A 17513-nucleotide genomic window follows, 5' to 3' on the forward strand; every position below is an offset into this window, starting at 1 on the left:
GGCAGCGGCGCCACGGTGCGGGTCAGTTGAGGCCGCTGTAGGCGTGCAGACCCTTGAAGAACTGGTTGACGATCGTGAAGTTGAAGATCACGGTGAGGAACCCGATGATCGAGAGCCACGCCGATCGCACCCCGCGCCAGCCGCGCGTCGCGCGGGCGTGGATGTAGCCGGCGTAGAGCACCCAGATCACGAAGGTCCACACTTCCTTCGTGTCGAAGCCCCAGTAGCGGCCCCACGCATCGTTGGCCCAGATGGACCCGGCGATGAGGGTGAAGGTCCAGAAGATGAACCCGATGATCGCGAAGCGGTAAGCGAGGGATTCCAGGGTGTCGGCGTTGGGAAGGGTGCGCAGCAGACGCGACCAGCCTCCGGGCGCGGCGACCGCCTGCGCCTCGCGCTCGGCAAGACGCTGCTGCTTCGCCTCACGGTGCACCTGGAACAGCTGCACCACCGACAGGGCGAAGGCGAGCGCGAAGAACGCCGTCGACAGCGACGCCACGAAGACGTGGATGACAAGCCACACGCTCTTCAGGGGATCCATGAGCGGCTGTACCTCGACGTAGTACGCCAGGGTCGCACCACCGAGCAGCACCACGACGAGCCCGCTGACGAAGGCGCCGAGGAAGCGCAGGTCGTGGCGGAACAGCACGCCGAGGTACACCGCGACGATCAGCATGGTGCCGGTGAGGGCGAACTCGTACATGTTGGCCCACGGCACGCGCTCGGCGGCGATGCCCCGCAGCACGTCGGCGACGACGTGGAAGCCGAAGCCGAGCCACATCAAGGCCGTGCCGATGCGCGCCCACAGGAAGCGAGGACGCTCGCCCGGGCGAGCGTCGACGCCGGGATCGGATGCCGCGAGCTGCGCACCACCCGGTGCGGCTTCGCCGGTGCCACCGGCCGCCGCGCCCACCAGCGCGCGCTGTCGGGTGTCCTGCGCCTTCGCGGCCTGCTCGGAACGACGCGCGAGGTCCACGGCGTAGGCGATGAAGGCCAGGGCGTAGATCGCGATCGCGGTCCACACCAGCAGCACGGACACGTCGTCGAGCGAGAGCGCTTCGGTCGCAGGCATGGCATCCAGTCTACGTCCGCACATCCCGCCCCCCGGCTGGCCCGCGGGATGCTGCAGCCCGGCCGGGCGGTGCGCACGGACCGCCCGCCGGGCAGGCGGTGGACACCCCGCTTTCGCCTGGTCCTTGCCATCACAGGGCCGCAGGTCACAGACTGGCCCTGCGGGTGTCGCCCCGACGTAGTGCTCGCCGATCGGAGGTCCTGGTGGGACGACTGACGTTCGGTGAGGGGATCCGGGTGGACTTCGAGGACCGCGCCCTCGCGCACCTGTACCGGGCCATGCTCGGAAAGCTCCACAAGGGCGAGGGGTTCCACCTGTCCTGGAAAGACGACATCTCGATCGGCGACGGGCGCATGACCGTGTGGATCCACCCCGACACCTCTATGGTCTGCAAGCTGGGTCACCCGGTCGGCGACCTGAATCCGGCATGGCTGAGAGCACTGTCGGTCGCAGCCAACAGCATGGAAGGTCTGCATCTGGTGCCCGAGCCCGTCGCGTCGGCGCCGGAGCGGCGCTGAGGAGGAGCCATGGGCAAATTCATGTACGAGAACCTCGTCAAGGCCGACTTCGAGGATCGGGTGCTGGCGCACCTGCAAGTGGTGATCGGCGCGAAACAGCGGCGGGGAGAGTCCTTCTCGTTCACCTGGAAAGACGACGTCAGCCTCGGCGACGGCACCACCTCGGTGTGGATCCACCCGCGGTGCACCCTCGCGTACAAGTTCTACGGCGGTCGCAAGCCGGCCATCAACAGGGCGTGGGTGGAGCAGATGATGCTGTCGGCCAACTCCACCCGGGGGCTCTACATCATGTCCGAGCCGACGGAAGCCAGCCGTGTCAGCGAGGAGGTCGGCGTATGAAGCGCATCGACATCCGATACGGCGGGCACTCGTACAGCGTCGGCGGCAGGGAGCTCGCCGACCTGCAGAACGAGATCGAGACAGGGCTGGTCCCCGGCGGGAGCGTGTGGATCCGGGTCAACGAGGGCGAAGGCATCCGACGGGATGCGTACCTACTCATCACGCCCGGCACACCGATCGCGCTGATCCCGCTGGAAGGCGAGAAGTAGCCGGATCCGCCAGAAGCGGCGGAGCGGACTGATCGGGAGTGTCTGCGCAACCCCCGTACGAGGTGCGGGAGGCGGGTCGTAGCCTCACGCCATGAAGCGCCTCACCTTTGCCGGCAAGAGCCTGCTGACCTGCGATGCCATGGCGGATGCCATCCTCGTGTACGCGGCCCTGCTCGCCAATGCCGGCGAGGCGAGGCCGGTCGAGTTGAACGCGTACCGCAGCTCCGGCGAGAAGGTCACAGCCACCCTCCTCCTGGGCACCGGCGCGCCCGTCATGGTGGAGACCTCGAGCGCCGACCTCCCCGAGCCGGACAACAACCTCACCCTGGACATGCTCCTCGGAGAGATCCAGCTACGGCTGGATCCCCCGACCGCACGGATGGTCGACGGCCCGCCGGCGGGCGACGAGGACGACGCCTATACCGGCTGACGGTCCCGGCGCAGGCGCGCGTCGAGGGCGTCTGCGTGGCGGCGGGCGACGTCATCGACCGCCGTCCTCAGCGTCGGGTCCTCCCCGCGGGCGAGTCCGGCGTACTCCAGACGCACCGTTCCCGAGTCGGGCGTGGCCTTGACCCACATGCGGCGCCGCGGCACGAACAGCGCGACCATGAGTCCCAGTGTCGCGAGCACGGCGAAGAACAGCACCCAGGGTGCACCCACGTCGCGGTGGATGGACAGCGACGCGAACCGCGGCACCGACTCGGCGTAGCCGGTGACGCCCTCGGGCGAGGCGTTCTCGAACGTGATGGTGCCCCAGCCGTTCGGCAGATCCGCGGTCTCGCCGGGGGCCAGCTCGATCGAATCGGTGTCGACAGCGCGGCCGGTCAGCTGCTCCATGCCCTCCGGGTCGAGGGTGTACACCGAGCGGGGGGTGCCGTCGTCGATGCCGAGGTCGCCGGCGTAGACGTCGAGGGTGAGCACCGGGTTGATGAGGTCGGGGTACACCGACGTCAGCGCTCCGGTGCCGAGGGCCGCCGCCGTCGGATAGAAGAAGCCGACCATGCCCAGCTGCTCGGGCATGCCGTCGGGCACCTTCACGACGCCGAGCGAGGTCATCGCGGCATCCTGCGGCAGGAACGGCACGGATTCGCTGTAGACCACGGCGCCGTCGGCATCGCGCACCGTCAGCACGGGGGCGTAGCCGTTGCCCATGAGGTAGATGCGGTCGCCCTCGATGTCGACCGGATGGTTCACCCGCACCTCGGCGGGCTTCTCCTCCTGCCCGGGGACCTTCGTCGTCAGCACGGCCGCGAAGTCGCCGGCTTGGCCTGCTCCCTGCTCGCCGGCAGGAATGTAGCTGACCTGGAACTCCTCCAGCGTCATCGAGTACGGCGGCAGCGCCTCGGTGTCGACAAAGCGTCCCGGGTTGAACGAGGAATAGTCGGCGAGGGTGTTGACGAAGCTCTGGCCGCCCTCGACCAGCACGTCCTGACCGGTGTACGTGAACCCGCCGCCGACGCCCACCGAGATGAGCACGCCCACCAGCGACGCGTGGAAGACGAGGTTGCCGGTCTCCCGCAGGTAGCCGCGCTCTGCCGAGACCGAGAAAGAGCCTCGGCCGTCGTATCGCTCGACACGGTAGCCGGCTTTGCGCAGCTGCTCGCCGGCCAGGTCGATCGCCTCGGCGGCGGTGGCTGCGGCATCCGCCCCCTCCGGCAGCTCCACGACGGCGTCGGTGTGATCGTCGAGGCGGGACAGTCGCGCGGGGGTGCGCGGCGGGCGGGAGCGCAGCGCCTTCCAGTGGTGCTTGGTGCGCGGGATGACGCACCCGATCAGCGAGATGAAGAGCAGGATGTAGATCGCCGAGAACCACGGCGACGAGTACACGTCGAACAGGCTCAGCCCGTCGAGGATGGGGTACAGGTCGGGGTTGTCCGCCTCGAACTGCACCACGCCGTTCGGGTCGGCGCTGCGCTGCGGAACGATCGACCCGGGGATCGCCGCGATCGCCAGCAGCAGCAGCAGCACGACGGCTGTGCGCATGCTGGTCAGCTGCCGCCAGCCCCAGCGCAGCCAGCCGACGAAGCCGAGAGCGGGCTGCTGGATGCCACCGGGAGCGTCGCCGTCGGCGTGGTCTCCGGGGCGCAGCGGTCCGTCGACCTCGTCGACGAGGGTGCCGTCGTCAGAGCGGGAGCTGGACACTGCCGATCACCGCCCCGAGCCGTGACATGAGGTCCGTCCAGACGCCGGTGACCATGAGCAGTCCGAGTGCGATGAGCAGCACTCCTCCCGTGATGTTGATCGCGCGGATGTAGCGCTTGACGAACGCGACCGACCGGGTTGCCCACCCGAATCCGATCGCCAGCAGGATGAACGGCACGCCGAGGCCGAGCGAATAGGCCACGCCCAGGATGCCGGCGCGCACCGGGTCGCCCTGGTTGATCGAGATCGCGAGGATCGCGGTCATGGTCGGGCCGATGCACGGCGCCCAGCCGATGCCCATCGCGACGCCCAGGAGCGGCGCGCCGACGAGGCCGAGGTTCTCGCGCATGCGGGGCCGGAAGGTGCGCTGCGCGACGCCGAAGACCCCGATGAAGACGAGGCCCAGCAGAATCACGACGACCCCCAGCACCCGGGTGATCGGGTCCTGGTAGCGGATGAAGAGCTGCCCCAGCGATCCCCCCAGCACGAAGATCGCGACGAACACCGCCGTGAACCCGGCGATGAACAGCAGCACACCGGCCAGCAGCCGCGACCGGGTCTTCGTGCGGGCGCCCCCGGTGCGGGCGGGGGCCGCGCCGCCCAGGAAGCCGAGGTACCCCGGCACCAGCGGCAGCACGCACGGCGAGAGGAACGACACCAGCCCGGCGAGCATCGCGATCGGGATCGCCAGCCAGAGAGCGCCGTCGAAGACGATCCCGAAAGGATTCACGGGGTCTCCGCGAGCGTGTCGCGCACGAGGGTCGTGAGGATCGATGCATCCGGAAGCTGGCCGATCACGCGGGCGGCGAGGCGCCCTTCGGCGTCGAGCACCAGCGTCGTCGGCACCGCCTGCAGCGAGGTGACCTCGGCGAAGGCGAGCTTGAGGTCGGGGTCGCGGTGGGCCAGCACCGAGGGGTAGGTGATGCCGTAGGTGCGGTCGAACGATGCCGCCGTGGCGGCTTCGTCGTAGATGTTGACGCCCAGGAACGACACGTCGGCGTCGGCGAACTCCTCGTTCGCCTGCTGCAGGTACGGCGCCTCGGCGCGGCAGGGTCCGCACCCGGCGTACCAGAAGTTCACGACGACGACGTCACCGAGGAGGTCGTCGCTGGTGATCGTCCCGCCGTCCACACCGGTGCCCGAGAAGACGATGGGGTCCTCGCGGTCGGCGGGCGCGATCTCGGTCGCGGCGAAATCACGCGAGACGAACCCCGCGGTGTCCCCCTCGCGATACGCGTCGACGAGGTCGTCGTTGCCGCTCGTGCATCCGGCGATGCCCGCGGTGAGGGCGACAGCGGCCACTGCCGCCAGCAGGCGGGGCGCGCGCCGCGGACGGGAGGATTCGCGAAGGCCCATCACACCGCTCCCACATCGACGGCCCCGGACAGGCTCGCCGGCTCCACGTAGGCGACCTCGGTCCACGTGCCGTCCTCGCCGAGCTCGACGCTCGTGATGCTCGACAGCGCACATCGGCGCTGCGTCGGGTTGTGGCGGAGTCGTCCGCCGGTGATCGCGAGGTGGGTGATCCAGATCGGCAGCTGGTGCGACACGATCACGGCGTCGCCGGACTCGGTCGACTTCCAGGCGTCGCGCATCGCGGCATCCATGCGCTCCACCACCTGCGCGTACGGCTCACCCCAGCTCGGCAGGTCGGGCTTGCGCAGGTGCAGCCAGTTGACCGGGTTGGCCATGGCGCGGTTCATCCGCCGGCCCTCGAAGACATTGGTCGGCTCGATCACGCGCTCGTCGACGCTCGGGTCGATCTCGAAGAGCTCCGCGAACGGCTCCGCCGATTCCCGCGCGCGCTGCAACGGAGAGCACACGAGCTGCCCGATGGGGCGCTCGAGTCCCTGCACGTACTCCGCGGCCTGACGAGCCATGCGCCGGCCGTCGGAGCTCAGTCCGAACCCCGGAAGCCTGCCGTAGAGCACACGCCCCGGGTTGTGGACCTCTCCGTGGCGCACGAGATGAAGGCGGTCGGCAGGCACGCCCCAAGTCTACGTCGGCGCGCACTGTGCACGCGCTGGGCGCCGGCCGCTACGCGACGTCGGTGCCCGAAGCGTCGCGGGCGGCCAGCAGCGCACGCACGCGCACATAGATGAACCACGCCACACCGACGACGGCGGCGACGATCACGATGTACTGCAGCACGTCGGCATACGTCTCCACGACGTGCCACGACTCGCCCAGGAAGTATCCCGCCAGCACGAAGATGCTGTTCCAGATGAGGCTTCCGGCGAGGGTCAGCAGCCCGAAGCGCCACAGCGGCATGCGGGCGATGCCGGCGGGGATGGAGATGAGGCTGCGGAAGATCGGCAGCATGCGGCCGAAGAACACGGCCTTGCCGCCGTGCTTGTGGAACCACGCGATCGTGCGGTCGATGTCTTCGGGGTGCAGCAGCGGCATCTTGTCGGCGATGTACTTCAGCCGTCGGGCGCCGAGCCACGCCCCGATGCCATAGAGGACGAACGCCCCGACCACGGAGCCGGCAGTGGTCCAGAACAGGGCCTCGAAGAGCGTGAAGCCGCCGCGACTTGCCGCGAGTCCCGCCATCGGCAGGATGACTTCGCTGGGAAGCGGCGGAAAGAGGTTCTCGAGAGCGATCGCCGCACCGGCGCCGATCGGCCCGATGGTGTCCATGAGCGACACCGTCCAGTCGGCCAGCGCGGTCAGCCAGGAGCCGCTCGAGGGGTCGGCGGAGGCGGCGGCGGTCGTCACGGCGGCAGTCGTCATACCCCCACGGTAGGGAATACCGGGACGGAAAGCCTGGAGGAAGGCCCCGAATGCGGTCGGGATTGCGTTCAGGCCCGGCCACGTAGACTGACTCTTTGTGAGTGAACGCGTTCTCGTCCAGCAGCTTCAGGGTCTCCCCGATGGGCCCGTCACGGTGTCCGGATGGGTGGAGACCGTCCGTGATCAGAAGAAGGTGCAGTTCGTCATCCTGCGCGATGAGACGGGCGCTGTGCAGCTGGTCAATCCCGCGACGCGTCCGCCGGCCGCCGACGCGGTCGACGCCCCCGAGCAGGATGCCGATGCACTGGCGCTCACCTCGCTCATCTCGGAGCTGACCACCGGCACGTTCCTCACCGTCACCGGCGAACTCAAGCACGATGAGCGCGTCAAGCTGGGCGGTGTCGAGATCAAGATCGGCTCGCTCGAGGTGGCATCCGCCGCTCTCCCCGAGACCCCCATCGCCGCTGACAGCGGCATGGACAAGCGCATGGACTGGCGGTTCCTGGACCTGCGCCAGCGCCGTAACAACCTGATCTTCCGCGTGCAGACGACCCTCGAGCACGCGATGCGCTCCTACTGGATCGAGCGCGACTACATCGAGGTGCACTCCCCCAAGCTCATGGCCTCCGCATCGGAGTCCAACGCCGAGCTGTTCGAGGTGCCCTACTTCGAGGACAAGACCGCGTACCTCGCGCAGTCGCCGCAGTTCTTCAAGCAGATGGCCCAGGTCGCCGGCTTCGGCAAGATCTTCGAGATCGCGCCCGCCTTCCGCGCCGACCCCTCGTTCACCAGCCGTCACGCGACCGAGTTCACCTCGATCGACGCCGAGATCAGCTGGATCGACTCGCACGAGGACGTCGCGGCGATGCAGGAGGAGCTGCTGCAGACGGCGATCCAGGCGGTCAAGGACAAGCACGGCGCCGAGATCGAGGAGCTGTTCGGCATCGAGGTGCAGGTGCCGCAGATCCCGTTCCCCCGCATCCCGCTGGCCGAGGCTCTCGAGATCGTGAAGAGCCGCGGGTACGAGGTCCCTCGCACCGACGGCGACCTCGACCCCGAGGGCGAGCGTCAGATCTCCGCGTACGTCGAGGAGACCTACGGTCACCAGTTCGTCTTCATCACCGACTACCACCCCGAGATCCGCGCGTTCTACCACATGCGCGACGAGGAGACCGGGCTGACGAAGTCCTACGACCTGCTGTTCAAGGGCGTGGAGATCACCACCGGCGCGCAGCGCGAGCACCGCGTCGACGTGCTGATCGAGCAGGCCCGCGAGAAGGGCCTGGAGCCGGAGCACCTCGAGTTCTACTTCGACTTCTTCCGCTACGGCGCCCCGCCCCACGGCGGCTTCGGCATGGGTCTCGCCCGCGTCATGATGCTGCTGCTGGGTCAGGACTCGATCCGCGAGGTCACCTACCTCTTCCGCGGCCCCACGCGCCTGGCTCCCTGAGCCGTCGCCGCGCGGCGCCGCGCTGACCGTGAGACCGCATCTGGCGGCCGAGACAGTGGTCGTTTCCCACGGTTTCGGCCGCCAGATGCGGTTTCAGTGGTGGGGGGTCGCCGCGCACGCGGCGCACCGGCCGACGAGCGTGCTCTGATCCAGCGCCAGCGTGAAGCCGACCATGGCGCGCAGCATGCGGCTGGCGGTGCGCAGGGCCTCGGGCGGCAGCACGACCACGGCGCCGCAATCGACGCACTGGCCATGAAGGTGCCGGCGCCCGGCGGCCGTCGTGGCGAGGTGATACCGCGCGGCACCGCCCGGTGCGTGCTGGCGTGAGACGACACCGGATGCCGCGAGCAGGTCGAGGGTCCGATACACCGTCGCACGGTGCACGTCCCCCTCGCCGAGCAGGCTCGCGACCTCGTCGGCGGTCAGGTGGTCGGCGCGCGCGGCCAGCACCGTCAGCACCGCGCGCCGCGGTGCGGTGACTCGATCGCCGCGCATCCGCAACGCACCGATGGCCGCCCGAAGGTCGTCGCCGCGGGCTGCGGCGTGCAACGCGTCGTGCTCGAGACCCACCCCCGGCTCGCCCATGCCCACATGGTGTCACCGCCCCGCGGCATCCTCTACCCCCAAGACAACGCGCAGGGCGGTGACACCGGTCACGCGCGCTTGAGCCCCGAGATGTAATGCGCGACGATGAGTGCCACCCAGGTGGTCAGAATGTACGGCCAGGTGTAGGTCTCCAACCCCGCGCGGTGCATGACGAGGGTCACCACCGCCGTCACCACGATCCAGGGCAGCGAGTACAGCCACGAGCCGGTGGAGCTCTTCAGGAACGTCACCGCGAGCGCGATCGCGGTGAGCACGCCGGAGTAGTTGGCCAAGCCGTTGGCGATCTCGCTCCACGACTCCCCCATGGCGATCGCTGTGAGCGTGCCGACGACGGAGCCCATGACGGCCGCCAGTCCCACCTTCCAGCTCGCGATGAACAGGCCCACGAGGATGACCGCTCCGCTGATGGGATTGTCCACCAGCACCACCTGCGACACGTTCGTCAGCAGCGAGAGGAAGAACGCCGCCACCGGCTCGTCGGGCAGGTCGGATGCCGGCGAATCGACCGCGAGGCTCAGCGTCGACAGCGCGATGATCGTCGCGACGATGACGAACGGCGCCGTCGTGTACGGCAGGTTGTAGACCTTCAGCGGCGTCTTGGTGAACAGGGCGTTGACCAGCCACGTCACCGGGCCGGTCGCGAGACCGCCGACGAAGGCGAGCACATACGACCACCATGCATCGCCGCCGAGCGCGGCGAAGACGGCCGCGCCCACGAGCGTGCCGCAGAAGGACTGCATGCCCGAGGCGACGCTGCTGGGGGGAAACCCCACCGCGCGACCGCCGAGCATCCCGCCGACGGCGCCTATCGCCGCCAGCACCCCCATGCGCCAGTCCGCGATGACGAAGGCGGCGAGCACGAGGATGCCGGTGATGACGTTCTGCTGGAAGTAGATCTGTGACGGGCCGTGGAGAAACCCGAGCCCCCACTGGCTCGCGGAACCGCGCTTCTCGGTCTGCGTATCGGTCATGACGATCCTCCCTGCCGAGCGGTCATTTCCTGACGAGCGGCGCCGGCCGCCCGGTGAGCAGTTCGTGAACGGCCGCCGCCGCCGCCGTATGCACGGCGAGCGACGTGACGGTGTCATTTCCCGCGTAGCGCAGCCACGCCCCGGCATCCGCCGGCAAGACGCTGACCCCGAAGCGGACGCTGTCGTCGGCGGATGCCGCGACCACCTTCGCCACGGCATCGTGCAGTGCCGCCGCCACCCGCGCGGCGGGCTGCAGCGGGGTCACGACGTACAGCGACGACACGATGTCGCGGCCGCCCAGTACCGCGTCGCCTCCGACGCGACCGTCGCGCGGCACGAGCCGCACGCGGTCGATGGCGACGGGCTCGCCGCCGTGGTCGTCGGGACGGCGGACCTCGAGGTCGCTCGCATAGGCGCCGAAGGCGTAGCGCTCACCGCGCGTGAGGCGGCCGGCGTACACCGTCTCGCCCACCAGCAGGGTGGCATCCGGATGCACGCGTGCCGTCAACTGCTGATAGAAGCGCGAGTCGACATACGGGATGAGCGGGTCGGGGAGGTACTCCACGTATGCACCCTCGGCGACGTCGATGTTCACGATCGACGTCGCGTAGCCCGAGACCATCCGGTACACCTTCGTGTGCGCCTGCGTCGTGATGAAGGCCGAGGTCCCCTGGCCGAAAGTGAGGTCCATGCGCTGCCGGTCGTTGTGCAGAATGCCGCCGCCGGTCGTGATGAGGTACGTGTACGGCATGTCGGGCCGCAGGGTGTTGTAGTACAGCGGCTTCATGATCTGCAGCGGAGCCTTCTGGTAGTGATGCACCAGCTCCGTGCGCTGGGAGTCGCCCTGCCCGCGCAGCTCGAATCCGAGTTCGAGGATGCCGACTTTGCCCGGGCTCCCCACGGGCAGCGTGTAGCTCTCGGTGCCGTAGCGGGCCACCTCGATCGGAACGTGCTCCGGCTCGAAGTGGGCGGGCTGCAGCCGCGGCCCGCCGTAGAGCGGCTCCGGCGCCGACATCGCGGCATCCACCTCGCCCACCTCGAGATCGGTCACGAGACCAGTTCGCCCGTCTTCGCGTGCCACACCGACATGATGGTGTCGAAGAGCTCCTGCACCCCGGTGCCGTCGAGCGAGTTGGTGAGCACCACCGGCTTGCCGTTTCGCACCGCGTGGGCGTCGCGCTCCATGACCGACAGATCGGTGCGCACATACTGCGCGATGTCGATCTTGTTGATCACCAGGATGTCGCTCTCAGTGATGCCGGGTCCGCGCTTGCGCGGCATCTTCTCCCCCTCCGAAGTGTCCAGGACGAACACGAACACGTCCGCCAGCGACGGCGAGAAGGTCAGCGTCAGGTTGTCGCCCCCGGACTCGTAGATCAGGGTGTCGATGTCGGGGAAGCGCTCGAGCATCTCCTCACCCGCGGCGAGGTTCATCGTGGGGTCATCGCGCACCGCGGTGTGGGGGCACGCGCCCGTCTCGACGCCCACGACGCGCTCAGGGTCCAGGATGCCGGCGAGTTCCCGCCGCACGTGGTGGGCGTCCTCCTGGGTGTAGATGTCGTTGGTGATGACGCCCGGGGTGCGGCCGGCGGCGATGAAGATGGGCACCAGCGCCTCGGTGAGCGCCGTCTTTCCCGACCCGACGGGGCCGCCGATTCCGACGCGCAGAACGTTGTCGCTCATGGGGTTCCTCTTTCCTTGCCTTCGTGTGCTCTCAGTTGGTGAACAGTCGCGCTTCGGCACGCTCGTGGCCGGCCGACATGATGTCGCCCATCGGCACGAAGCCGCCGATGTCGGCGACCGGGCGCACCAGCGCGTCTTCGGTCACCGCCTCGATGACCGGGTGCACCCGCCGGATCATCACCTGCGCCGACCGGTGGTCGGCCAGGCGAAGGCGCAGAGCGGCGAACGCGTAGCTCGCCGCGAAGGCGAAGAGGTCCGCCGCCACCGCCGCGGCGATGGGCACCTGTTCCGCCGCGTAGCAGACCGCCGTCACGACGGGCTGGCAGCCCGGCGTGCGGCGCTGCTTCACCCGGGCGGCCCAGGCGGCGATGTCGTCGGCACCTGGCGTCCCCGCGAAGATCTCCGCGGTGATGTCGGCCAGCTGCCTTCCGCTGCGCACGCTGGACGTGCGCAGCTCCGCGTTCAGCTTCGACGCGAACAGCACCCGGTCGACCTCGGCCACGGCATCCCACTCGCCGCGGGACGCGCATCCGTGCGCCCGGGCGAGCGCCGTGGCGTCGCCCGGCCCCACAGAAGAGATCAACAGGTCCTCGAGCAGGTCGCCCACCGTGCCGGCATCCACGAGCCCGGCCTGGTGGAACCCCTCCAGGCCGTGCGACATCGTGTAGAAGCCACTGGGGAACGCGGAGTCGGTCAGTTGCAGGCCGACCAGCAGCGGTGCCACCGCCGACCCCGCGCTCGCGGTCGTGGTCGTCATATCGTGGCGATCACGTGAGGAAGAACAGCTGTGTCAGCGGCAGCGTCTGGGCCGGTTCGATCTCTGCCGGGACCCCGTCCAGCGACACCCGGTAGGTCTCCGGATCGACCGTGACCTCAGGGGTCTCGCTGTTGCGCACCATGCTGCTCTTGCCGATCGACCGCGTGTTGCGGACGGGCAGGATCTGGCTCTTCAGCCCGAGCTTCTCGGGCACCCCCTTCTCGATCGACACCTTCGACACGAACGTCGCACGCGTCTCGTGCAGCGGTTGCGGCAGAGCGCCGAACGCCGGCCGGAAGTACACCGGCTGAGGCGTCGGGAGCGACGCGTTGGGGTCACCCATCAGGCCCCAGTTGATCAGCCCGCCCTTGATGACCACCTTCGGCTTCGCCGCGAACGTGTCCACCGGCCACAGCACGATGTCGGCCATCTTGCCGGTCTCGAGAGACCCGACGTAGTCCGAGATTCCGTGCGTGATGGCGGGGTTGATGGTCACCTTCGCGAGATACCGGAGCACCCGGAAGTTGTCGTTGTCCTCGGCATCCTCCGGCAGCTTGCCGCGCTTGTCCTTGCAGTGGTGCGCCGTCTGGAACGCCCTCGTCACCGACTCGCCGATACGGCCCATGGCCTGCGAATCCGACGAGAACATCGAGATGACCCCCATGTCCTGCAGGACGGTCTCTGCCGAGATCGTCTCGGCGCGCACCCGCGAGTCGGCGAACGCGACGTCCTCCGGCGCGTCGTACGAGAGGTGGTGGCACACCATCACCATGTCCAGCAGCTCGTCGACGGAGTTGACCGTGTAAGGCAGGGTGGGATTCGTCGAGGACGGCAGCACGTTGGACTGGCCCGCGATCTTCATGATGTCCGGGGCGTGTCCACCGCCGGCACCCTCGGTGTGGTACGTGTGGATCGTCCGGCCGTTGATCGCCGAGATGGTGTTCTCCACGAATCCCGACTCGTTCAGGCTGTCGGTGTGGATGGCGACCTGGATGTCGTACTCGTCGGCGATCTGCAACGCCATGTCGATGGCGGCCGGAGTCGTTCCCCAGTCCTCGTGCACCTTCAGCCCACCCGCGCCGGCCTCCACCTGGTCGATGAGCGCCTGCGGCAGCGAGCTGTTGCCCTTGCCGTGGATGCCCACGTTGATGGGGAGGTCGTCCCACGCCTGCAGCATGCGGTGGATGTTCCACGTGCCCGGGGTGCAGGTCGTGCCGTTGGTGCCGTCCGTCGGGCCGGTCCCACCGCCGAAGAGCGTGGTGATGCCGTTGGACAGCGCGTTGTACACCTGCTGCGGGGAGATGAAGTGCACGTGCGGGTCCATCGCGCCGGCGGTGGCGATGAGGTGCTCACCGGCGATCACCTCGGTGCCGGGGCCGACGACGAGGTGCGGATCGACGCCCTTCTGCGTCTGCGGGTTGCCGGACTTCCCGATGCCGGCGATCTTGCCGTCCCGCACGCCGATGTCTGCTTTGACGATGCCGAGGATGGCATCCATGACGATCACGTTCGTGATCACGAGATCGAGCGATCCCTGCGAGGAGCTGGCCTGAGGGTCTGATCCCATGCCGTCGCGGGCGGACTTGCCGCCGCCGTACACGACCTCGTCGCCGTAGCTGTCTGCGGCGTAGTCCTTCTCGATCTCGATGACGAGATTCGTGTCCGCCAGATGCACGCGGTCGCCGACGGTCGGGCCGAAGAGGTCGGTGTACTGCTTCTTGGAGATGATGGCCATGGCTACTTGCTCCCCTTCTCGCTTCCGGATGCGTTCTCGTTCGCTGTTCCGTTTTCGGATGTCTTCGTCGTCTTGGCCGCAGCGTCCGAGGTGCTGTCGGCTTCGCCGTCCTGGTACCCGCGCTCGGCGAGGAGCTTCAGCGCCTCGACCTTCGTCTGCGGCGCATCGAGGCCGCCGTTGACGAAACCGTTGAAGCCGACGATGCGGCGAGCGCCGGCGAAGGCGACGAGGGTGACCTGCTTGGTCTCCCCCGGCTCGAAGCGCACTCCGCTGCCGGCGGGGATGTCGAGGTGCATGCCCCACGCCTGCTCGCGCGGGAAGCGCATGGCGGAGTTGACCTCGAAGAAGTGGAAGTGCGAGCCGATCTGCACCGGCCGGTCCCCCGTGTTGGTGACGTTCATCGTCACCGAGGGCCGGCCTGCGTTGATCTCGATGGTGTCGGTGCCGTGGTGGTAGCCGGGGCGTCTGCTGAGCATGATGTTCCCTCCGGATAGGACTCAGTGGTTGTGGTCGTTGTGCGCGTCGGAGAGCGCCAACGCGTCGCTGTCGTGATGGTGCACGTGGGCGTGCAGGCCCCCGTGCGTGTGGGAGTGCCGCGTTCCGTCGGCGTGGTCGTGGGGATGGGGGTGGGCGTGGGCCTCCCCCTCGAACGCGTGCGAGTGGGCGTACCCGTGGCCGTGGTCGGCGAGGAGCCCCGTGTCGATGCCGTCGTCGCCGGCATCGAGGGCGGCGAGCGCATCGCGCACCCGGGTGCCGATCACCCGCACGATCGAGGCGTCGCTCATCAACGGCCCACCGAACTCGACGTCTGCGGCGGGCAGCGAAGCGGCGAATCCCGCGGGAACCGCCACGATGCGCGTCGCGCCGACCCGGCGCAGCCGCGCCGCTGCCGCCGAGAGCTGTGCGCCGTCGTCGGCGATCGCCACCGCCACCTCGTCGAGCGCGCCGTGCGTGGCGACGAGATAGCCCACCCGGTGCAGCTCCGCTTCGTCGAACGGGTTGGAGTGCGGCGCGACGATGAGCAGAGCGGATGCCGGATCGACGAGGCTCGCCCGGTTGGCAGCCGTACGCAGCCAGGCGGTGAGATGGTCGATCTGCCCGAAGGGCGCCGCCAGCGCGAGCCGCCCAGCGTGCGTGCGATTCAGCCAGTGGAGCGTCTTCGCCGCATCGGCGACCATGCCGGGGTCCCGCCCGAAGGTCATCGGGAGCACCACGACGCGGTCCCCGCGGTGGAGTGCGGTGCTGACGATGTTGTGCAGCGCCCTCCCCGCGGCCGACACCTGCGCGCCATCGACGAGCGGCTGGAACCGCTCGAGGTCGCGCGCGTCGTTGCTCTCGTGTCCGCCGACGAGGACGATCTGCACCCCTGGGGCGCCCGTCATCGTGTCAGCCGCCGATGGGGTCGTGGCAGGAGACCAGTTTGGTGCCGTCCGGGAAGGTCGCTTCGACCTGCAACAGCGTGACGCGCTCGCGCACGCCGGGCATGCACTGGTCGACGGTGACGATCTTCTTTCCGAGCTCCATGCAGTCCGAGACCGTCTTGCCGTCGCGGGCGGCTTCGAGCACGCCCTCGGTGACGAGGGCGATGGCCTCGCTGACGTTGAGCTTGGTGCCGCGGTCGCGGCGGCGTCGCGCGAGTTCCGCGACCTGGTAGACGTACAGCTTGTCGATCTCGCGTGGGGAGAGGTCCATTGCAGCTCCTGACATCCGATGGGAGAGGCGCTCCGACGTGTCTGCGTGGGGCGTCGTTTCGGCGTCAGCCTTACACTCGCGGGCCGACCTGAACAGCCCCCTCCGCGCACCGTCCGCGGCACCTGCGACCTTGTCGCAGGACGCCTGGGCAGGGCCCGCCGGCAGGGCTATAGTCGAGGCCTTGAACGGGGGACGGCGTGGTGAGATCAGGGCGTGTCGCGGGTGGCTGGCTGATCATCGTCTGCTGCCTTTCGCAGTTCCTGCACACCGTCTACGGCAGCGTCGCCAATATCGCGCTGCCCGATATCTCGCGGGATCTGGGCGCCGGAATCGACTCGCTGCAGTGGGTGGTGAGCGCCTACGTGCTGACGCTCGCGAGCCTGTTGATCTTCGCGGGAAACCTCGCCGATCGCATCGGCCGGCGGCGCGTGCTCGTGCTGGGCAACGTGGTGATGATCGTCGGCTCGATCATCTGCGCCGTCAGCACCTCGGTGCCACCGCTCATCGTCGGGCGGGTTGTGCAGGGTGTCGGCAGCGCCCTGATCGCACCCGCCGGCCTGTCGCTTCTGGCAGCGGCGTTTCCGCAGCGCGCGCAGCGCGCCGTCGCGGTGATGTGGTGGACCACCATCGGCACGGCGTCGCTGGCGGCGGGCCCGATCCTCGGCGGCCTGCTCGTGAAGGATCTCGGCTGGACGTCTGTCTTCTGGGCGGGGGTGCCGCTGGGGGTGGTCGCATCGATCCTCGCGCTCGCGCTCCTGCACGAGTCCCGCTCCGACCGCCCGACCCCCTTCGACGGTGTCGGCCAGGTTCTGCTGACGCTCCTCCTCGCCGCCGTCGCCTTCACCCTCATCGAAGGGGTGCACCTCGGCTGGACGTCCGTGCCCGTTCTCATGGCCATCGCCGTCGCGGTGGCCTCGCTGATCGCACTCGTGCCCTATGAACAGCGGCGCGCAGATCCTCTGCTGCCGCTGCACCTGCTGAGCGACCGACCGTTCGTCACCGCGCTGTCCATGGCAGTGTCGGGGTACCTGGCACTGGCGGGCTTGCTGTTCGTCAACACGTTCTACCTGCAGTCGGAGCGCGGTTTGAACGCCACACAGGCGGGCCTCATGACGATCCCGCTGGCCGCTGGCGCCACCGCGTCGGCCCTCCTGGCGGCGCGCCTGGTGACCCGCGGTCACTCCCGCGCTGCGCTGGTCGCCAGCGGAGTGCTCCTCGCCCTGGGCGCCGGGGGTCTGTGGATGACCGAGCACGCTGCGCTGTGGACCGTGATCGTCCCGTACTTCGTGTTCGGGTTCGGGTTCGGGCTCATCGCCGATCCGGTCAGCGTCACGGCGCTCTCGGAGCTGCCGACGGCCGAATCCGGGCTGGCATCCAGCCTCATCTCGACCTCGAAGCAGACCGGTCAGCTGCTCGGCATCGCCGGCGCCGGCTCGATCCTCGCCGTGGCGGGCGTCTCCTCCGACTCGGTCGCCTTCGACGACATGGGCGGGTGGGTGTGGGCGGTGCTGCTCGCGGCCGGCGTGCTCATCGCCGGGCTCGCTCTCAGCACGCCCCGCGAGCACATCGCGGTGCCCCGCAAACGCGCTGCCGTCCGCTGACCTGC

At 69.0% G+C, this 17513-nt stretch carries 21 protein-coding genes; 6 read left to right on the forward strand and 15 right to left on the reverse strand.

From position 1 onward, the window contains the following. Positions 1–22: 22 nt before the first annotated feature. Positions 23–1072, reverse strand: a complete 1050-nt coding sequence (gene ccsB, locus QNO14_RS12005; RefSeq protein ID WP_257505499.1) for a c-type cytochrome biogenesis protein CcsB — start codon at positions 1070–1072, stop codon at positions 23–25. A gap of 203 nt (positions 1073–1275) precedes the next feature. Between ccsB and QNO14_RS12010 the strand changes: the two genes are divergently transcribed. The 4 genes from QNO14_RS12010 (at position 1276) to QNO14_RS12025 (ending at position 2568) form a co-directional block, all read left to right on the forward strand. Continuing rightward, positions 1276–1590: a DUF7882 family protein gene (locus tag QNO14_RS12010; RefSeq protein WP_257493773.1), complete on the forward strand. Its 315-nt coding sequence runs from the start codon at positions 1276–1278 to the stop codon at positions 1588–1590. A 9-nt stretch (positions 1591–1599) separates the two neighbouring features. Then, positions 1600–1929 (forward strand): DUF7882 family protein, encoded by a 330-nt coding sequence (locus QNO14_RS12015; protein WP_257493774.1) that lies wholly within the window; start codon positions 1600–1602, stop codon positions 1927–1929. Further along, positions 1926–2138 carry a hypothetical protein gene (locus tag QNO14_RS12020; protein ID WP_257505500.1) on the forward strand — a complete coding sequence of 71 codons (213 nt, stop codon included), beginning with the start codon at positions 1926–1928 and terminating at the stop codon, positions 2136–2138. Before QNO14_RS12015 ends, QNO14_RS12020 begins: the two co-directional genes overlap by 4 nt. Before the next feature lie 91 nt (positions 2139–2229). Beyond that, entirely contained in the window at positions 2230–2568 is a 339-nt protein-coding gene (locus QNO14_RS12025) for a hypothetical protein (protein WP_257505501.1), read from the forward strand. Here QNO14_RS12025 and resB read toward each other — a convergent pair. The 5 genes from resB to QNO14_RS12050 are packed head-to-tail and all read right to left on the reverse strand — an operon-like array spanning position 2556 to position 7013. Then, entirely contained in the window at positions 2556–4280 is a 1725-nt protein-coding gene (gene resB / locus QNO14_RS12030; RefSeq protein ID WP_257505502.1) for a cytochrome c biogenesis protein ResB, read from the reverse strand. The two genes, QNO14_RS12025 and resB, sit on opposite strands and share 13 nt — an antisense overlap. After that, positions 4261–5010: a cytochrome c biogenesis CcdA family protein gene (locus QNO14_RS12035; protein ID WP_257493778.1), complete on the reverse strand. Its 750-nt coding sequence runs from the start codon at positions 5008–5010 to the stop codon at positions 4261–4263. The genes resB and QNO14_RS12035 overlap by 20 nt, the downstream gene beginning before the upstream one ends. Then, complete coding sequence (locus QNO14_RS12040) at positions 5007–5636, reverse strand: TlpA family protein disulfide reductase (RefSeq protein ID WP_257493780.1); 630 nt, start codon at positions 5634–5636, stop codon at positions 5007–5009. Before QNO14_RS12040 ends, QNO14_RS12035 begins: the two co-directional genes overlap by 4 nt. Further along, positions 5636–6268, reverse strand: a complete 633-nt coding sequence (locus QNO14_RS12045; RefSeq protein ID WP_257493781.1) for a histidine phosphatase family protein — start codon at positions 6266–6268, stop codon at positions 5636–5638. The genes QNO14_RS12040 and QNO14_RS12045 overlap by 1 nt, the downstream gene beginning before the upstream one ends. Positions 6269–6317: 49 nt before the next feature. Next, complete coding sequence (locus tag QNO14_RS12050) at positions 6318–7013, reverse strand: DedA family protein (RefSeq protein WP_257493782.1); 696 nt, start codon at positions 7011–7013, stop codon at positions 6318–6320. A gap of 97 nt (positions 7014–7110) precedes the next feature. Between QNO14_RS12050 and aspS the strand changes: the two genes are divergently transcribed. Beyond that, positions 7111–8463: an aspartate--tRNA(Asn) ligase gene (gene aspS / locus QNO14_RS12055; RefSeq protein WP_257493783.1), complete on the forward strand. Its 1353-nt coding sequence runs from the start codon at positions 7111–7113 to the stop codon at positions 8461–8463. Between the two features lie 93 nt (positions 8464–8556). On the opposite strand, the gene QNO14_RS12060 is transcribed toward aspS, so the two are convergent. From QNO14_RS12060 to QNO14_RS12100, 9 genes are all read right to left on the reverse strand, one after another. Then, entirely contained in the window at positions 8557–9048 is a 492-nt protein-coding gene (locus tag QNO14_RS12060) for a Fur family transcriptional regulator (RefSeq protein WP_257505503.1), read from the reverse strand. A gap of 68 nt (positions 9049–9116) precedes the next feature. Beyond that, positions 9117–10040 (reverse strand): urea transporter, encoded by a 924-nt coding sequence (locus QNO14_RS12065; RefSeq protein ID WP_257505504.1) that lies wholly within the window; start codon positions 10038–10040, stop codon positions 9117–9119. A 22-nt stretch (positions 10041–10062) separates the two neighbouring features. Then, positions 10063–11091, reverse strand: coding sequence for an urease accessory protein UreD (locus QNO14_RS12070; protein WP_257505505.1), 1029 nt, complete (start codon positions 11089–11091; stop codon positions 10063–10065). Continuing rightward, entirely contained in the window at positions 11088–11723 is a 636-nt protein-coding gene (gene ureG, locus QNO14_RS12075; RefSeq protein ID WP_257493787.1) for an urease accessory protein UreG, read from the reverse strand. Before ureG ends, QNO14_RS12070 begins: the two co-directional genes overlap by 4 nt. A 31-nt stretch (positions 11724–11754) precedes the next feature. Next, entirely contained in the window at positions 11755–12480 is a 726-nt protein-coding gene (locus tag QNO14_RS12080; protein ID WP_257505506.1) for an urease accessory protein UreF, read from the reverse strand. A 10-nt stretch (positions 12481–12490) separates the two neighbouring features. Beyond that, on the reverse strand, positions 12491–14215 hold the full coding sequence (gene ureC, locus QNO14_RS12085) for an urease subunit alpha (protein ID WP_257493789.1): 1725 nt from the start codon (positions 14213–14215) through the stop codon (positions 12491–12493). Between the two features lie 2 nt (positions 14216–14217). Continuing rightward, the gene (locus QNO14_RS12090; protein WP_257505507.1) at positions 14218–14691 is read right to left on the reverse strand and encodes an urease subunit beta; all 474 of its coding nucleotides are present in this window, start codon (positions 14689–14691) and stop codon (positions 14218–14220) included. Between the two features lie 21 nt (positions 14692–14712). Further along, entirely contained in the window at positions 14713–15597 is an 885-nt protein-coding gene (locus QNO14_RS12095) for a sirohydrochlorin chelatase family protein (RefSeq protein WP_257505508.1), read from the reverse strand. Positions 15598–15601: 4 nt separating this feature from the next. Beyond that, positions 15602–15907: an urease subunit gamma gene (locus QNO14_RS12100; protein ID WP_257493792.1), complete on the reverse strand. Its 306-nt coding sequence runs from the start codon at positions 15905–15907 to the stop codon at positions 15602–15604. Between the two features lie 200 nt (positions 15908–16107). Here QNO14_RS12100 and QNO14_RS12105 point away from each other — a divergent pair, with 200 nt between their 5' ends. After that, positions 16108–17508: an MFS transporter gene (locus tag QNO14_RS12105; RefSeq protein WP_257493794.1), complete on the forward strand. Its 1401-nt coding sequence runs from the start codon at positions 16108–16110 to the stop codon at positions 17506–17508. Positions 17509–17513: the final 5 nt, after the last annotated feature.

The sequence above is a fragment of the Microbacterium sp. zg-Y625 genome (assembly GCF_030246925.1).
GTDB classification, from domain to species: Bacteria; Actinomycetota; Actinomycetes; order Actinomycetales; family Microbacteriaceae; genus Microbacterium; species Microbacterium jiangjiandongii.